Below are 16,117 nucleotides of genomic sequence, written 5' to 3' on the forward strand. Positions count from 1 at the left end.
GGCATGGTCCGCACCACGCACCCCGGCGCCTGCCCGCTGGACTGCCCGGACACCTGCGTCTGGCAGCTCACGGTGGAGGACGGCCGGGCCGTCGCCCTGCGCGGCGACCGCGACCACCCGTTCACCCGGGGCGTGCTCTGCGGCAAGGTCAACCGCTACCTCGACGCGGTCAACGGGCCCGACCGGCTGACCACGCCGTATGTGCGGACCGGCCCGAAGGGCGCCGGGCAGGTCTCCTACCGGCCGGCGAGCTGGGCCGAGGCGGTCGACCGGGTGGCCGCCGGACTGCGCGCCAGCATCGACCGGGACGGCCCGGAGGCGATCCTGCCCTACTACTTCGCCGGCACGATGGGGCTCGTGCAGGGCTGGAGCATGGGCCCCAGGCTCTTCGCCCACCTGGGTGCGTCGCGGCTGGACACCACCATCTGCACCGCCGCCGCGCGGGCCGCGCAACGCTCGATCTACGGCAGCTCGGTCGGTTTCGAGCCCGAGTCGATCGTGGCCGCGAAACTGATCGTGCTCTGGGGCGCCAACCCGCTCGCCACCAACCTGCACCTGTGGCCGTTCGTCCAGCAGGCCCGCGAGCGCGGCGCGTACCTGGTCACCATCGACCCGCTGCGCACGGAGACCGCGGCGCGCAGCGACGAGCACGTCGCGCCGCTGCCCGGCACCGACGCCGCGCTGGCGCTCGGGCTGATGCGGCACGTCCTCGACGCCGGCGCGGCGGACGAGGAGTGGCTGGCGGCACACACCGTCGGCTGGCCGGAGCTGGCGGCCCGGCTCGGCGAGTGGCCGGTGGAGCGGGCCGCCGCCGAGTGTGGCCTGCCGGTCGAGGTGGTCCGCCGCCTCGGCGAGCGGATCGCCACCACCCGGCCCACCGCGGTCCGGGTCGGGCTGGGCCTGCAACGGCACGCCGGCGCCGGCCAGGCGATCCGGGCGATCTGCGCGCTGCCACTGGTCACCGGCGACTTCCGGTACCCGGGCGGGGGCGCCCTCGTCACCACCAGCGGGCATCACCGGGTCGACCTGGGGCCGGTGGTCCGTCCGCCGGACATGCCGGCCCCGCCGGCCCGGCTGGTGAACATGAGCCGGCTCGCCGCCGTGCTCACCGGGGAGGCCGACCCGCCGGTGACCTCCCTGGTGGTGTTCAACGCCAACCCGGCCGCCACCGCACCCGACCAGACCCGGCTGCTCGCCGGCCTGCGCCGCCCCGACCTGTTCACCGTCGTGCTGGAGCAGCGCTGGACGGACACCTGCGACTTCGCCGACGTGGTGCTGCCGGCCACCATGCAGCCCGAGCACCTGGACCTGCACACCTCCTACGGCCACCACTACACCACGCTGAACCTGCCGGTGACCCGGCCGCCCGGCGAGGCGCTGCCGAACACCGAGATCTTCCGCCGGATCGCCGCCGCGCTCGGCCTCGACCATCCCCGCCTGCGGGACAGCGACGAGGACCTGGCCCGGCAGCTGCTGCGCGGCACGCCGGTCAGCTTCGAGGAGCTGCGCGAGCGGACGTACGTCCGGGCCACCGGGGTGGCGGTCGGGACGGCCCCGTACGCCCACGGCGGCTTTCCCACCCCGGACGGCCGGGCCCGGCTGCACGACCCGGCGCTGGCCCGGCACGGGGTGGACCCGCTGCCCGGCTACACCCCACCGGCGGAGGCCGCCGACCCGGAGCTGGCCCGCCGGTACCCGCTGGTGCTCATCGCTCCCGCCGGCCGGTTCCTGATGAACTCCACCTTCGCCTCGCAGCCCTGGCACCTGCGGCGCACCGGGCCGCCCCGGGTGCACCTGCACCCCGACGACGGGACCGCGCGCGGCCTCGCCGACGGCGACGCCGTGCGGGTCCGCAACGACCGGGGCGCCTTCGTCGCGGCGGTCACCGTCGACGACGCGGCGCGACCCGGGCTGGCGTTCACCTACAAGGCGTACTGGGCGCGGCTGAGCCCGGGGCGGGCCACCGTCAACGCGGTGACCGCCGTGCGTGACACCGATCTTGGTGGCGCCCCGACGTTCCACGACTGCCGGGTCGAGGTCGAGCCGGTGCCGGCGGAGCTGCTGACCGTGGAGCCGCCCCGCGACACCGCGGCGGTGCCGGCCGAGCCGCCCCGCCAGGTGGTGGCCGGGCGCGACGTGGCGGCCGCGCCGGCCGGCTGACCCCGCCCTCACCTGAGGCGCGCGCCCGAGCCCACCGGTCGGCGGCGCGACCCGGGCAAGATCAGTTACGGTGTCGGTATGGGTAAGCCGACTCGCTGGGTGACCGACACCGGGCCCGGGCACTCGCAGTGGTACGTCGACCGGTTCCGGCGGCTGGCCGCCGAGGGCGCGGACCTGGCCGGCGAGGCACGGCTGCTGGACGTGCTGGTTCCGCCGGGCGCCCGGATCCTGGATGCCGGCTGCGGCACCGGCCGGGTCGGCGCCGCACTGGCCGCCCGGGGACACACCGTGGTGGGCGTGGACGCCGACCCGCTGCTGATCGAGGCCGCCCGCGCCGACCACCCCGGCCCGCGCTGGCTGGTCGCCGATCTGGCCGAGCTGGACCTGGGCGCGCTCGGCGAGTCCGAACCGTTCGACGCGGCGGTGGTGGCCGGCAACGTGATGGCGTTCGTCGCTCCGGGCACCGAGCGGGCCGTGCTGTCCCGGATCGCCGCGCACATCCGGCCGGACGGGCCGGTGGTGGTCGGCTTCGGCACCGACCGGGGCTATCCGCTCACCGACTTCGACGCCGACGCGGTGGCGGCGGGGCTACGCCGGGAGCACCGCTTCGCCACCTGGGATCTGCGTCCGTGGCGGGACGGCGCCGACTTCGCGGTGACCGTCCTGCGCAGACCCGTCGACTGACCCGCGCACCCCTGCCTGCCGGCGGTCCAGCCCCGGCGGGTGCCACAAGCGGCTCAGGCCGGGGTGGCGACCGTCCGGGCGGCGGTGGGGTCGAGCGGGCTGCCGGCCGGGACCAGGCTGACCAGGCTCGCCGGCAGCCGCAGCGGGCGGACGCCGGGGTAGCCGAGCATGCCGAGCACGTCGGGGCCGGCGAGCACGTACCGCCGGCCGAGGTCGGTGACGACGCAGACCGCACCCCCGGCGGCGCCCGGCGCCGTCACGGCCTCGACCACCGCGCCCCGCCCGGGCTCGACCACCACCTGGTCGGCGAGCCCGCCCCCGGCCGTCCGGGCCGCGGCGGCGAGGTCCGGTAGCCGGGCGCCGACCCGGACGTCGGGTACGCCGGTGTCGTCGCCGACCCGGGCGCAGAGCGCGCCGCCGTCCACGGTGGCCAGCCGGGGCGGTACGGCCGGCGGGGCGGCCGGCCCGGTGGGCGCCCGATCGGGGAGCTTGGGCAGCGCGGCGAAGCGGCCGAGGGTGATCGGTTTCGGGTCGCCCTGGCCGGTACGGGCGAGCAGCAGCGCGGCCTGGAGTTCGGTGATGCCGGCCAGGCCGTCCCGCTCGGCCACCGCGTACTGGCGGCCGCCGCCGGAGTTACGGACCAGGTACACGTCGCCGACGGTGGCGCCGGTGACCCGGTCGGAGGGCGCACCGAGGTGGCGGACCGGGGGCGGGGCCAGGTCGGCACCGGCCGGCACCGTGTTGAGCAGCGCCGGGGCCACCGGCACCGCGCGGGCTCGGGTGGCGGCCAGCGCGGCGAGCACCCGGTCGGGATCGCGGAGCAGGTAGCGCCGGCCGCGCCAGAGCAGGTGCAGGCGGTCGTCCGGGTGCCGCAGCAGCACCGCCTGCTCGCCGAGCGGCCGGCCGCCAGTGGTGCCCCGCCCGATCAGCAGCGCCGAGCGGACCTCCCTGCGCCCCGCCCCGGTGTCGTCGACCGAGCAGACCGTCCACGCCTCAGAGGCGAGCCGGCCGGGCGCGGGCAGGGAGTCCGGTGCGTCGGCGATGCCGAGCGGCAGGCCACGCGGCACCCCGTCGATGGCGCGGCGGGAGACGAGGACGGTCCGCGGCCGGTCCGCCCCGATGATCAGCAGGGCGGAGGCGTAGTTGAGCACCGGGTGGAGCCGGTCCTCCCGGTAGACGAACCGCGCGCCGGACTCCTTCTCGACGATGACCGCGTCCGGGTCGCGCCAGGAACTGCCGCCGCCGGTGAACAGGCCGTACAGGGCGACGCCGCCGAGCGCGATCACGGCGACCAGCGCGCTGGCCAGACCCGCGCCGGCCAGCCGCCGGAACGGCGACTGCGCCGGATCGGTCTCCCGCATCACCAGCGCCGCGACCGCCCGCTGGACGGTGAACTGGTACGAGTGGAGCTGGTCCTGCCGCGACGGCATCGTGTTCCTTCCGAGTGCGTCGGGGCACAGGATAGACGCTCCGTCGACCCTCCGTGGACCCTCCGTCGCCGGCGCGGCAGGCCGGAGAATCCGCCGCCCGCGCCGCCTGATCCCGGTGCGGGCGGGTAGTAACGGCACGGTGAGCCTCGCCCGACCAGCTCCGCGAGCTGCCCCGGGCCGACTTCGCCGCCCTCGCCGCCGCCCGTGCCGGCGAAGCCCCCGCCGGCCTGCCGGCCCCGGACGTGGTCCTCGACGTCCGGATGGCCAACGAGTGGCACGCCGGCCGGAAACCGCACCGCGGGACATGAGCTCCGGCCCCGAAGCCGCCGTGGGAGCGCTTGCATAGACCGGTACGGTCACCGTGGCGGCGGGTGCGACGCCGCCGAAGGGAGAGACACAGTGGACAGCAGTACCTGGGACGCCCGGTACGCCGAAGCGCCGGATCTGGTGTGGGGCGTCGAGCCGAACCGGTTCGTCGTCGAGTCGGTCGAGGGGCTCACCCCCGGCAGCGCGCTCGACCTGGCGGCCGGCGAGGGACGCAACGCGGTCTGGCTGGCCGAGCGGGGATGGCGGGTCACCGCGGTGGACTTCTCGCCGGTGGCCGTCGAACGGGGCCGCGAGCTGGCCGCCCGCCGGGGCGTACCGGTCGAGTGGCGGGTCGGGGACGTGACCGCGTACCGGCCGGTGCCCGGCAGCTACGACCTGGTCCTGATCAGCTATCTGCACCTGCCCGCCGAGGACCTGGCCGGGGTGCTCGACTCGGCGCGACGGGCGCTGCGCCCCGGCGGCACGCTGGTCGTCGTCGGCCACGACCTCGCCAACCTCGGCGGGGGCGTCGGCGGCCCGCAGGACCCGAAGGTCCTGCTCACCCCTGAGGGGGTGGTCGACGGGCTGGCCGGGTTGCGGATCCGGCGGGCCGAGACCGCCCGCCGGCCGGTGCCCACCACCGACGGCGGCAGCGTCGACGCCCTCGACACGGTCGTCGTCGCCACCCGGCCCACCGACTGACCCCGCCCGGTGCCGCCGACCCCGGGGCGGGCCGGCGGCACCGGGTCTCAGGGGCGCAGGATCAGCCGGACCGGGTCGCCCTGCTTGTCGCGCACCCGGCGCACCGCCTCCGGGGCGTCGGCCAGGGCCAGCACGTCGCTGACCGAGGCGGACAGGTCGAGCCGGCCCAGCCCGGTGAGCGTCACCAGCTGCCCGACGTGCTCGGCCTCGGAGCCGTAGTGGCCGAGCACCGCCTGCCGGTTGTAGGTGAACCGGCTGTCCGACGGGATGCTGATCGGCTGGTTGGCGATGCCGGCCAGCACCAGCCGGCCGTGCCGGCCGAGCACGGTCATGGCCTGTTCGCGGACCGCGTTGACACCGGCGAAGTCGAACGCCACGTCCAGCCCCCGCGTGCCGGTCAGCTCCAGCACGGCATCCTTGAAGCCGCCGTCCTTCGGGTCGAGGGCCACGTCCGCGCCGAGGGCGATCGCCCGGTCCCGGGCCGCCGGCAGCGGGTCCACGGCGATCACCGGGGCCGCGCCGACCAGCAGCAGCAACTGCACCGCGTGCACGCCCAGCCCGCCGACGCCCCACACGGCGACCGCCTCCGCCGGCCGGACCCGCCCGGTGTCGGTCACCGCCGCCCACGGCGTGGAGACCGCGTCCGGGATGATGCAGGCCTGCTCGAACGGGAGCAGGTCCGGGACGGGGACCAGGGTGTCCTCGCGGGCCAGGGCGTACTCGGCCCAGCCGCCGTCGTAGTCGACGCCCCGGGTGAGCACGAGGCCGAACCGGTCCCGCTCCCCCGCCTGGAGCAGCACCCGCTGGCCCGGCTGCCAGCCGCGCACCCCCTCGCCGAGCGCGTCCACGGTCCCGGCGACCTCGTGCCCGAGGGTGACCACGTCGCCGGGCAGGTACAGCGGGGTCAGGGTGCCGTCGATCAGGTGCACGTCGGACAGGCACACCCCGGCGGCGGCGACCCGGATCCGTACCTCTCCGCGCCCCGGCTCGGGCACCGGCACCGTCTCCATCCGCAACGCCCGCTCGGCCACGTGCAGCCGCCCGGCCAGCATGTCCGCCACGCTCCGCTCCCCTCTCCGATGTCCTCGACCGTCCTCGACCGAGGGGCGTACCCGGGGCGGGGCGGCCGATGCTTGGTGTCGACGAAAAAGCGGTGAGCAGGGCGGATGGCCCGGCCGAGCGGCGGCGGACCGGTAGCATCCGGTCACGGACCGGCGGAGAGGACCATCGGGGTGGCGGCTCGATTCGAAGAACTGGCCTGGCGGGAGACCCCGATCGGCGAGATCAGTCTGCGCCGGCGCCGCGACCCGTCACTCGACGTCGACGTGTACGAGGTGAAGCTCGACGACGAGTTCCTGATGTCCAGCCTCTTCCCGGTCGCGGAGATCGAACTCGCCCGGCTCGGGCTGGCGCCGCTGACCGCGGACACGCTGGACGTGGTGGTGGGCGGTCTCGGGCTCGGCTACACCGCACGCACCGCGCTGGAGGATCCCCGGGTCCGCTCGTTGCTGGTGGTCGAGGCGATCGAGGACGTGATCGACTGGCACCGGCGGGACCTGCTGCCGTTCGCCGCCGGCCTGGCCGCCGACCCGCGTACCCGGTTCGTGCGGGCCGACTTCTTCGCGGCGGTCGCCGGCGGCGCCGGGCTCGACCCGGAGTCCCCGGGCCGGCGGTTCCACGCGGTGCTGCTCGACGTGGACCACTCACCCCGCCAGGTGCTGCACCCCAGCCACGCCGCCTTCTACACGGTCGAGGGGCTGCGCCGGCTCGCCGCGCTGCTGCACCCGGACGGCGTCTTCGCGCTCTGGTCCAACGACCCGCCCGACTCGGCGTTCCAGCGGGTGCTGACCGAGGTGTTTCCGACCTCGGTGGCGCACGTCGTCCGCTTCCCCAACCCGCTGCAGCGCCGGGAGGCCGCGAACACCGTCTACGTGGCCCGGCACTGACTCGCGCCGGGGGCGGCCCGGGCCGGTCCGGGAGACACCGGACCGGCCCGGATGGCACCCGCCCGGTCAGCGGGCGTCGACGGTGAACGGAACGGTGATCACGTGGCCGTCGGCGCGGCGGAACTGGCCCCAGAGCCGGTAGCGGCCCGGGCGGGGGAAGTCGACGTGCAGGTCGAGGTCCGGCCCGTAGGTCTGGCCGGGCAGGGCGAAGACCGGCCGGCCGTCGGCGTCCTCGGTCTCGGCGTGCTCGTGGGCGAAGCTGTCGCCCGCCGCCGACATGATCACCACGTGTCCGGCGGCGGCGAGGTACGGCCGCAGCCCGGTCAGCGGCCGGCCGGTGGCCGCGTCGGCGAAGCGGTAGGTGAAGCTGCTGCGGCCGACCTTGGCGGTGCCGTCCAGGGTCACACGCACGCCGTCGACGACCTGCTGCCGCCCGGACACCGCCGGCGGCTGGTGGATGACCTCCGCGGGGTCGCCGACCACCACGTCGTGCCGCTGCAGCACGTCGGTCAGCTCGCCCTTGCGCCGGAACTCGGTGTGGACGACGTACCGGCCGGTGGTGGGGAAGGTGAGCGTGACGTCGAACTCGCCGGGCCGGCCCGCCGGCTGCGGGTGGACGTGGGCGAAGCTGGCCAGGTCGTCGCGGACGGCGATCAGGTGCATCCAGGCCTCGTGGCTGCGCCCGACGTCGCGGACCGGTCGGCCGGTGTCCGCGTCGGTGACCAGGATCCGCAGCGTGGCGGGTCGGCCGGGCACCACCGGGGCGGGCATTCGCACGTCGACCCGGAGCCCGGCGTCCTCGGCGGGCACCGGTTCGGTCTCGGCGGTCATCATTGTGCTCATCGCCGGCCGCATCGGCATGCCGGTGCCCTGCGTCCAGGCCAGGACCCCGTTCATGCCGCGCGCGGCGGCGTCGGTGCGGCTCAGCGCCGTGAAGCCGGCGCCCACGGCGAGCGCGAGCGCGGCCACCCCGGTCAGGTACGCCCACTCGCCGAGCCGGGCGCCCAGCCGGGGCCGCAGCGCGGCGGCGGTCTCCGGCCGGCGGAAGCGGCGCAGCCGCAGCGCGTTGGTGACCACGCTGACCGAGCTCATCGCCATCGCGGCGGCCGCGAGGGACGGGTCCAGCAGGATGCCCCAGGCCGGGTGGAGCACCCCGGCGGCCACCGGGATGAGCAGCACGTTGTAGCCGAACGCCCAACCCAGCCCCTGCTTGATCGTGGTGACCGTACGCCGGGACAGCGCGATCGCCGAGACGATGCCGCGCAGGTCCCCGCCGACCAGCGTGATGTCGGAGGCGGCGATGGCCACGTCCGTGCCGGTGCCGATGGCGATGCCCAGGTCCGCGCGGGCCAGCGCCGGCGCGTCGTTGATGCCGTCGCCGACCATCGCCACCACCGCACCCCGCTCCTGCAGGGCGGCGACCCGGGCGGCCTTCTCGTCGGGGCGGACGTCGGCGATGACGTGGTCGATGCCGACCTCGCGGGCCACCACCTCGGCCGTGAGCCGGTTGTCGCCGGTCAGCATCCACACCTCGAGGCCCAGCGCCCGCAGCTGGGCGACCGCCGCCAGGGATTCGGGGCGCAGGGTGTCGGCCACCCCGATCACGGCGGCGAGCCGGCCGTCGAGGGCGACGTGCACCGGGGTGCCGCCGGCGGCGGCGAGCGCACTGGCCTCCCTCGACAGGGCGCTGGCGTCGACCTCGTGTCGGCGCATCAGGGCCTGGTTGCCGATGAGCAGGCTCCGGCCGTCGACCCGCGCCTCGACGCCGTGCCCGGGCACCGCCTCGAAGGAGTCCGCCGTCGGCACGGCCAGGTCACGGGCGCGGGCGTGCCGGACGATCGCCTCACCGAGCGGGTGTTCCGAGCCGCTCTCGGCCGCCGCCGCGTACGCCAGCAGCTGGTCGGCGTCGACGCCGTCGACGGTGTGGACCGCGGTGACGTCGGGGCGGCCCCGGGTGAGCGTGCCGGTCTTGTCCAGCACCACGGTGGTGACCCGGCGGGCCTGTTCGAGGGCGTCGCCACCGGAGACGAGGATGCCCAGCTCGGCTGCCTTGCCGGTGCCGACCATGATCGCCGTCGGGGTGGCCAGGCCGAGCGCGCAGGGGCAGGCGATGATCAGCACCGCGATCGCGGTGCCGATGCCCAGGGTGAGCCGCCCGTCGTCGGGCCCGGCGACCGCCCAGACACCGAAGGTGAGCAGGGCCAGCCCGATCACCGCGGGGACGAACCAGGCGGAGACGGTGTCGACCAGCCGCTGCATGGGCGCCTTGGCGCCCTGGGCCTGCTGGACCAGCCGGACGATCTGGGCGAGGGTGGTGTCCTGCCCCACCGCGGTGGCCCGCAGCACCAGGGAGCCGGTCCGGTTGACGGTGGAACCGATGACCACGTCCCCGACCGTCTTCGACGCCGGCATGCTCTCGCCGGTCAGCATGCTCTCGTCCACCGTGGACGTGCCCTCGGTGACGGTGCCGTCCACCGGCACCTTCTCGCCGGGGCGGACCCGGACCAGGTCGCCGACCACGACGGAGTCCACCGGCACCTCGGTCTCGACGCCGTCGCGCAGTACCCGGGCGGTGCGGGGGCGCAGCCCGAGCAGGGCGCCGATCGCCGCGCCGGTCTGCCGCCGGGCGCGGGCCTCCATCCAGCGGCCGGTGAGCACCAGCGCGATGACCACCACGGAGATCTCGAAGTAGACGTGCAGCGGCAGGCCGAGCCGTTCGGCCGCGGCCGGCCAGAGCGTGACGAACGCGCTGTAGGCGTACGCGACCGTGGTGCCCAGGGCGACCAGGGTGTGCATGTTGACGCCGCCGTGCCGGGCCGCCGCCCAGGCCGCCCGGTAGAAGGGCCGGCCCGCCCCGAACTGCACCACGGTCGCGACGACCAGCAGCGCCGGCATCAGCCAGTCCATCGCGTCGAGGGGCAGCGGCAGGTACATCAGCACCATCATCGACAGGCCGGTGGCCAGGGTGAGCTGCCAGATCCGCTTGAGCCGGGCGACCTCCCGTTCCTGCGCCCGGGCGCCCTCCGCGTCGTCGTCCGCCGCGTCGTCGTCCGCCGGGTCGGAAGCCGGGGACCCGGACGCGGCGTCCGGCCGGGACGCCGCGTCGGCGTGGACCACGGCGGTGTAGCCGGCACGTTCCACCGCCGTCGTCAGCGCCGCCGGGCTCACCCGGGCCGGGTCGTGGACGACGATCGCCGTCTCGGTCGCCAGGTTGACCTCGGCTCGTTCCACGCCCTCGACCCGGCTCAGCGCCCGCTCCACCCGCCGGACGCAGGACGCACAGGTCATCCCGCCGATGTCCAGCGTGGCGGAGACGACCAACGGTGTCGTCATCGCACTGCTCCTCTCGTACCGGGCGTCGCAGGCGCCCTGGCTGCTCGCCGCCCGCCGCTGCGGCCGGTGACGCCACGCTCCCGGCCGCCGCTGTCCGCCCGCTGTCCGCGACCCGTCAACCCCTTCGGGCGTACGCGACAGGGCGCGGACAGCGTCCGCCGGCACGGTTCGGGCTGCCGGGTCGCCACCGGGCGGCCCGCCGAACGAAGGAGTGAACCGTGAGCCAGCTCGTGCTCTCCGTGCCGAACATCAGCTGCGGGCGCTGCGTCGCGGCGATCCGCGAGGAGGTGGGCCTCGTGGCCGGGGTCCACACGATCACGGTCGATCTGGCGACGCGTACCGTGCGGGTCGACGGCGACGCCGATCGGGCCGCCGTCGTGGCCGCCATCGGCGAGGCCGGCCACCAGGTCGCCTGAACGGGGAGGGGACGGACCGATGGAGTTGGATACCGTGATCGTCGGGGGCGGGCAGGCTGGGCTGGCGCTCGGCCACCACCTGCGCCGGGCCGGCGTGCCCTTCGCGATCCTCGACGGGCACGCCCGGGTGGGCGACGCCTGGCGGCAGCGCTGGGATTCGCTGACCCTGTTCACCGCGCGCCGGTTCTCGGCGCTGCCGGGCCTGCCGTTCGCCGGCGACCCGGGCGGGCACCCGGGCAAGGACGAGGTGGCCGACTACCTCGCCACGTACGCGGCCCGCTTCGACCTGCCGGTCCGGCTGGGCTGCCGGGTCACCTCGGTCCGCCCCGGTACGGCCGGTGGCTTCACCGTCGACACGTCGACCGGGGCGCTGCACGCCCAGCGCGTGGTGGTGGCGGCCGGGGCGTTCCACACCCCCCGGGTGCCGAAGGTGGCCGGCCGGCTCGCCCCGGGCGTCACCCAGCTGCACAGCAGCGCGTACCGCAATCCCGAGCAGCTGGCCGGTCGGGTGGTGGCGGTGGTCGGCGGCGGCAACACCGGCGTGCAGATCGCCGCCGAGCTGGCCGACCACGGCCGGCGGGTGGTGCTGGCCGCACCGACGATCGGCCCGGTGCTGCCGCAACGCTGGCTGGGCCGGGACATCTTCTGGTGGTTCTCCCGCCTGGGCACCATGGGGTTGAGCGCCGACAGCCGGCTGGGCGGGCGGATCGCCGCGCAGAACCCGATCATCGGCACCGACGTGGCCGGGCTGCTGCGCCGGGTCGACCGGGTCGGCCGGGTGGTGAACGCCGACGGCGACAGCCTGCTGCTGGCCGACCGCAGGCGGCGGCGGGTGGAAGCGGTGGTCTGGGCCACCGGGTTCCGCCCGCACTACCCCTGGCTGGAGGTGCCGGTGCTGGACCCGTCCGGCGCGCCCGTGCAGCGGGCGGGCGTGACGGACTGGCCGGGGCTCTACTTCCTCGGCCTGCCCTGGCAGCGCACCCGCGGCTCGGCCCTGCTCGGCTGGGTGGGCCGGGACGCCGAGATGCTGGCCGCCCGCCTGGCCGAGGAGCGGCGGTTGGCGGCACCGGCCCACCCGGCGCCGGCGGTTGCGGCCTGACCCGGCCCCGACGGCGGCCCCATCCTCCGGCCGGCCTGGCGCGGACTTCCTCCCGGCCGGCACCGAGACTCAGCTGCCTCGAAAGCAACATGCCTCTCAGGCATAGATATGCCTGAGAGGCATATCTACGCCAAGCGTCCTGCCTGCCGGAGCGATTACGGTCGGTCACGCTCGCCTTTCGGGCAGCGCTGGCGGTCGCCGGTCCTGCCGGCCCGGCGCAGCACGGTACGGGTCGGGGCGAGGTTCGCGGGCGCACCGCACCGGGCGGCGGGCGTTCCGCCTTTCGGCGGGGTCGGCGGAGGTTGGTCGCGACGTACCATGGGCCCGCCCGGGCAGCCACCCGGCGATCGGGGCGGCGGCATGGGCCGGCGCCGCAGCGGACGGGAGCGTGATGAGCCGGGACAGCGGGGCCACCACCACGGTGGGCTTCGGCGTGCTCGGCACGGTCGAGTTGCAGGTGACCGGCCGGCCGGCCACGCCGCTCGCCCCGGCGGTCCGCGCGCTGCTCGCCCGGCTCGTCCTCGCCGCCGGGCGGGTGGTCTCCGCCGACGCGCTCACCGACGCGCTCTGGGCCGGCCAGCCCCCGGCCGACGCCACGAACGCGCTGCAACTGCGGGTGTCCAAGCTGCGCCGGGCCCTGGCCGCCGCCGGGGCGGGCGGCGATCTGCTGGTGACCCGCGCCCCCGGCTACCAGCTCGCCGTCGCCCCCGACGCGGTCGACGCGTACCGCTTCGAGCGGCTGCTGGACCGGGCGCGCGGCGCGACCGCCGGCGACGCGCCGACCGCCGCGCTGGCCTGCTTCCACGAGGCGCTGCGGCTGTGGCGCGGCCCGGCCCTGGCCGACGTCGGCGACGCCGGCTGGGCGGTGGCCGAGGCGGCCCGGCTGGAGGAGCTGCGCCTGGGCGCCGTGGAGGACCGGCTCGAGCTGCTGCTGGAGGCCGGCCGGCAGGCCGAGGCGGTCGCCGACCTGGAACGGCTGGTCGTCACCCACCCGCTGCGCGAACGGCTGCACCGGCTGCTGATGCTGGCGCTCTACCGGGGTGGGCGGCAGGCGGACGCGATCACCGCGTACCACGCGCTGCGGCACCGCCTCGCCGACGAGCTGGGCATCGATCCGGCGCCCGAGCTCCAGGCACTCGCCGGAGCGATCCTGCGTCAGCAGGTGCCCGCCCCGGCGCCGGCCCGGCGTACGGCGATGCCGGCCGCCCCACCTCCGGCCACGGCGGCGGTGGTGCCGCCGGCCGGCCGCGCCGGCCCGGCGCAGGCGCGGACCGCGCCGCCTCCCGTTCCCCGGGCACCGGAGCGGGGTCCGGTCCCGCGCCGGCTCTCCTCCGTCATCGGCCGGCAGGACGACGTGCGGCGCGTGCTGGACCGGCTGCGCGAGGCGCGGGTGGTGACGCTGACCGGGCCGGGCGGCGTCGGCAAGACGACCCTCGCGCTGGAGGCGGTGCGCCACGTCGACGACGCCCTGGCCGACCGGGTGCACCTGGTCCGCCTGGCCGCCCTGGCGGGTGGCGCCGACCTCCCCGAGGCGGTCGCCGACCAGCTCGGCGTGGCCGCCGCCGGACCGGGACCGGCCGCCACCGCCGCGCTGGTCGCCTGGCTCGGCACCGACCGGGCGCTACTGGTGGTCGACAACTGCGAGCACGTCGTCGACGAGGCGGCGGAACTGGTCGAGGGGCTCGTCGCGGCCTGCCCGGCGTTGACCGTGCTGACCACCAGCCGGGAGGCCCTCGCGGTACCCGGGGAGACCCAGCTCGCGGTGGCGCCGCTGGGCGTACCCGAGGGGCCGGCCGATCTCGCGCGACTCGGTGACAGCCCGGCGGTGGCCCTCTTCGTCGACCGGGCGCGGGCGGTGCGGCCCGGTTTCGTGCTCGACGAGGCGACCGCGCCGGTGGTGGCGGACATCTGTCGGCAGCTGGACGGCATGCCGCTGGCCATCGAGCTGGCCGCCGCGCGGGTGAAGGCGCTGCCGCCGGTGGAGATCGCCGCCCGGCTGCACGACCGGTTCGCGCTGCTCACGGCCGGGGCGCGGACCAGTGAGGCCCGGCACCGTACGTTGCGGGCCACCCTGGACTGGAGTCACGACCTGCTGTCCGAGGCGGAGCGGCGGCTGCTGCGCCGGCTGGCCGTGTTCCGGGGCGGCTGGGACCTGGCCGCCGCCGAGCAGGTCTGCGCGTTCGACGGCCTGGCCAGGGACGACGTCCTCGACCTGCTGTTCCGGCTGGTCGACCGGTCCCTCGTGGTGCCGGACCCGACCACCGGGCGGTTCCGGCTGCTGGTGACCATCCGGGAGTACGCCGCCGCCCGGCTCGGCGAGGCGGGCGAGACGGAGGCGGCCCGCGACCGGCACCTGACGTACTTCACCGAGCTGGCCGAGCGGTACGGCCCGCACGTGCGCTCCGACGCCGACGCCTGGGCGCGGATGACGGAGGAGCACGACAACTTCCGCGCCGCCGTCGACCGTTGCCTGGACCGCGGCGAGGGGGTCGACCCCGGCCTGCGCCTCGCGGACGCGCTCTTCCTGTTCTGGAACTACGGCCCTCGACACGAGGGCGTCCGGGCGCTGACCGCGCTGCTCGCCACCGGCGACGCCGCCCCGGCCGCCCGGGCCGCCGCCCTGCAACGGATCGGCCAGCTCGGTGTCTACTACCCCACCGCGCAGACCCGGGCCGCCGCGCGGGACAGCCTGGCGGAGTTCGAGCGTCTCGGCGACAGCGCCGACATCGCGACCTCGCGGCTCGTCGTCGCGTGGGAGGGCCAGTACGACGGCGACGCGGACGAGTACCGGGCGATGGTGGCCCGGGCCCGCCGCGAGCGGGGCGACACCGACGATCCCTGGTGGCACGGGGCGGTCTGCTACGTGGAAGCCCTGCTCGACCTGCGCACGGGGGCCTTCGCGCGGTCCGCCGAGCAGTGGCGGCGCAGCCTGGAGTGGACCCGGAAGGCCGGCGACCGCCTCCTGCCCGCCGGGATCCTGGCGCACCTCGGGGTCGCGCTGCGCGAGGCCGGCCGGCCCGACGAGGCGATCGCCACCCTGGAGGAGGCGGCGGCCGAGACCCGGCGCAACCCCTCCCCGCACGCGCTGGCCTTCACCCTCGTGCAGCTCGCGCACACAAGGCTGGACCGGGGCGAGACCGCGGGCGTGCCGGCGATGCTCGCCGAGGCGGACGACACCGCCCGGCGTAGCGGCAACCCGCGCTGCCAGGCCTGGGCGGCCTGGGGCCGGGCCCGGATCGCGTACGCCGGTGGCGACCCGGTCACCGCGGCCGACGAGTGCCGCCGGGCCGTGCAGCTGTTGGAGGAGCGGGAGTTCCCGTGGGCCCGGCTGCGGCTCTGGTCGCTGATGGCCGAGGCGGCGGCCGCCGCCGGCCGGGAGCCGGAGGCCGAGGCGGCCCGGCGATCGGCGGCGGCCCTGGCGGCAGCGGCCCGCTGACCGGTACGGCGCAGTCCGCGCCGCTACCGGCAACGGCGACAGTCCGCGCCGCTACCGGCAACGGCGACAGTCCGCGCTGCTCCCCGCACGGCGGCAGGTCGGGCTGTCGGGGCAGACGGTCAGGCCGGCCCGGCCCAGGGCGGCCGGATCCACCTCGCCACCCACCCGCAGCACGCCGGCCTCGACGTCGAACTCCAGCGACACCACCCCGGGCAGGTCGCTCACCCGCCGGCTGACCGCGCGTACGCAGCGCCGGCACATCCCCGGCGGCAGCGCCACGACCGTCACCCGCGCCGGTGTCGTGGGTCCGTTCCGTTCCACCATGCCGCCAGCCTGGCCGCGGCCACTGGCGGCGACCTGTCCATTCGCTGTCCGCGTCCGCCGGGTCGACAGCCAGCCTCCGGACAGCGCGCCCGGCGACTCTCCTCCTGACACCGATCAGCACGTACCGAGGAGTCGCCATGAACCACCTGCTCACCGCCGCGATGTTCGAGCTGGAGCGCGCCGAGCTGGTCCGCCGGCTGCGCCGGAACCCGCACGCCGCCCTCGTGCCCGCCACACGCGTCTCGTCGCGCCGCCGGTCCGCCCGCTGAGCCACCCGAGCC

Annotated in this window: 12 protein-coding genes; 8 read left to right on the forward strand and 4 right to left on the reverse strand. The window is 76.5% G+C overall.

Features of this window, described 5'->3' with window-relative positions; translation table 11 throughout:
- Positions 1-3 precede the first annotated feature (3 nt).
- Complete coding sequence (locus ABZ570_RS11485; RefSeq protein ID WP_358060619.1) at positions 4-2,160, forward strand: molybdopterin-dependent oxidoreductase; 2,157 nt, start codon at positions 4-6, stop codon at positions 2,158-2,160.
- Between the two features lie 78 nt (positions 2,161-2,238).
- Complete coding sequence (locus ABZ570_RS11490) at positions 2,239-2,844, forward strand: class I SAM-dependent methyltransferase (RefSeq protein WP_358060622.1); 606 nt, start codon at positions 2,239-2,241, stop codon at positions 2,842-2,844.
- A 53-nt stretch (positions 2,845-2,897) separates the two neighbouring features.
- On the opposite strand, the gene eccB is transcribed toward ABZ570_RS11490, so the two are convergent.
- Positions 2,898-4,274: a type VII secretion protein EccB gene (eccB, locus tag ABZ570_RS11495; protein ID WP_358060625.1), complete on the reverse strand. Its 1,377-nt coding sequence runs from the start codon at positions 4,272-4,274 to the stop codon at positions 2,898-2,900.
- Positions 4,275-4,673: 399 nt separating this feature from the next.
- Here eccB and ABZ570_RS11500 point away from each other — a divergent pair, with 399 nt between their 5' ends.
- Positions 4,674-5,282, forward strand: a complete 609-nt coding sequence (locus ABZ570_RS11500; protein ID WP_358060628.1) for a class I SAM-dependent methyltransferase — start codon at positions 4,674-4,676, stop codon at positions 5,280-5,282.
- A 47-nt stretch (positions 5,283-5,329) separates the two neighbouring features.
- Here the strand turns inward: ABZ570_RS11500 and ABZ570_RS11505 are convergent, their stop codons facing one another.
- The gene (locus tag ABZ570_RS11505; RefSeq protein ID WP_358060699.1) at positions 5,330-6,334 is read right to left on the reverse strand and encodes a zinc-binding dehydrogenase; all 1,005 of its coding nucleotides are present in this window, start codon (positions 6,332-6,334) and stop codon (positions 5,330-5,332) included.
- A gap of 180 nt (positions 6,335-6,514) precedes the next feature.
- Here ABZ570_RS11505 and ABZ570_RS11510 point away from each other — a divergent pair, with 180 nt between their 5' ends.
- Positions 6,515-7,228, forward strand: coding sequence for a spermidine synthase (locus ABZ570_RS11510; RefSeq protein WP_358060631.1), 714 nt, complete (start codon positions 6,515-6,517; stop codon positions 7,226-7,228).
- Between the two features lie 66 nt (positions 7,229-7,294).
- On the opposite strand, the gene ABZ570_RS11515 is transcribed toward ABZ570_RS11510, so the two are convergent.
- Positions 7,295-10,561: a heavy metal translocating P-type ATPase gene (locus ABZ570_RS11515; protein WP_358060634.1), complete on the reverse strand. Its 3,267-nt coding sequence runs from the start codon at positions 10,559-10,561 to the stop codon at positions 7,295-7,297.
- A gap of 218 nt (positions 10,562-10,779) precedes the next feature.
- Between ABZ570_RS11515 and ABZ570_RS11520 the strand changes: the two genes are divergently transcribed.
- The 3 genes from ABZ570_RS11520 to ABZ570_RS11530 all read left to right on the forward strand — a co-directional run bounded on the left by ABZ570_RS11520 (position 10,780) and on the right by ABZ570_RS11530 (position 15,512).
- Complete coding sequence (locus ABZ570_RS11520) at positions 10,780-10,977, forward strand: heavy-metal-associated domain-containing protein (protein WP_358060638.1); 198 nt, start codon at positions 10,780-10,782, stop codon at positions 10,975-10,977.
- A 19-nt stretch (positions 10,978-10,996) separates the two neighbouring features.
- Entirely contained in the window at positions 10,997-12,076 is a 1,080-nt protein-coding gene (locus ABZ570_RS11525) for an NAD(P)/FAD-dependent oxidoreductase (protein ID WP_358060640.1), read from the forward strand.
- Positions 12,077-12,467: 391 nt separating this feature from the next.
- The gene (locus ABZ570_RS11530) at positions 12,468-15,512 is read left to right on the forward strand and encodes a BTAD domain-containing putative transcriptional regulator (RefSeq protein WP_358060642.1); all 3,045 of its coding nucleotides are present in this window, start codon (positions 12,468-12,470) and stop codon (positions 15,510-15,512) included.
- A 51-nt stretch (positions 15,513-15,563) separates the two neighbouring features.
- On the opposite strand, the gene ABZ570_RS11535 is transcribed toward ABZ570_RS11530, so the two are convergent.
- A complete protein-coding gene (locus ABZ570_RS11535; protein ID WP_358060645.1) occupies positions 15,564-15,836 on the reverse strand; it encodes a heavy-metal-associated domain-containing protein in 273 nt (90 codons plus the stop codon).
- Positions 15,837-15,973: 137 nt separating this feature from the next.
- Here ABZ570_RS11535 and ABZ570_RS11540 point away from each other — a divergent pair, with 137 nt between their 5' ends.
- On the forward strand, positions 15,974-16,105 hold the full coding sequence (locus ABZ570_RS11540; protein ID WP_358060648.1) for a hypothetical protein: 132 nt from the start codon (positions 15,974-15,976) through the stop codon (positions 16,103-16,105).
- Positions 16,106-16,117: the final 12 nt, after the last annotated feature.

It is taken from the genome of Micromonospora sp. NPDC007271 (assembly GCF_040634005.1).
Classification (GTDB): Bacteria; Actinomycetota; Actinomycetes; order Mycobacteriales; family Micromonosporaceae; genus Micromonospora.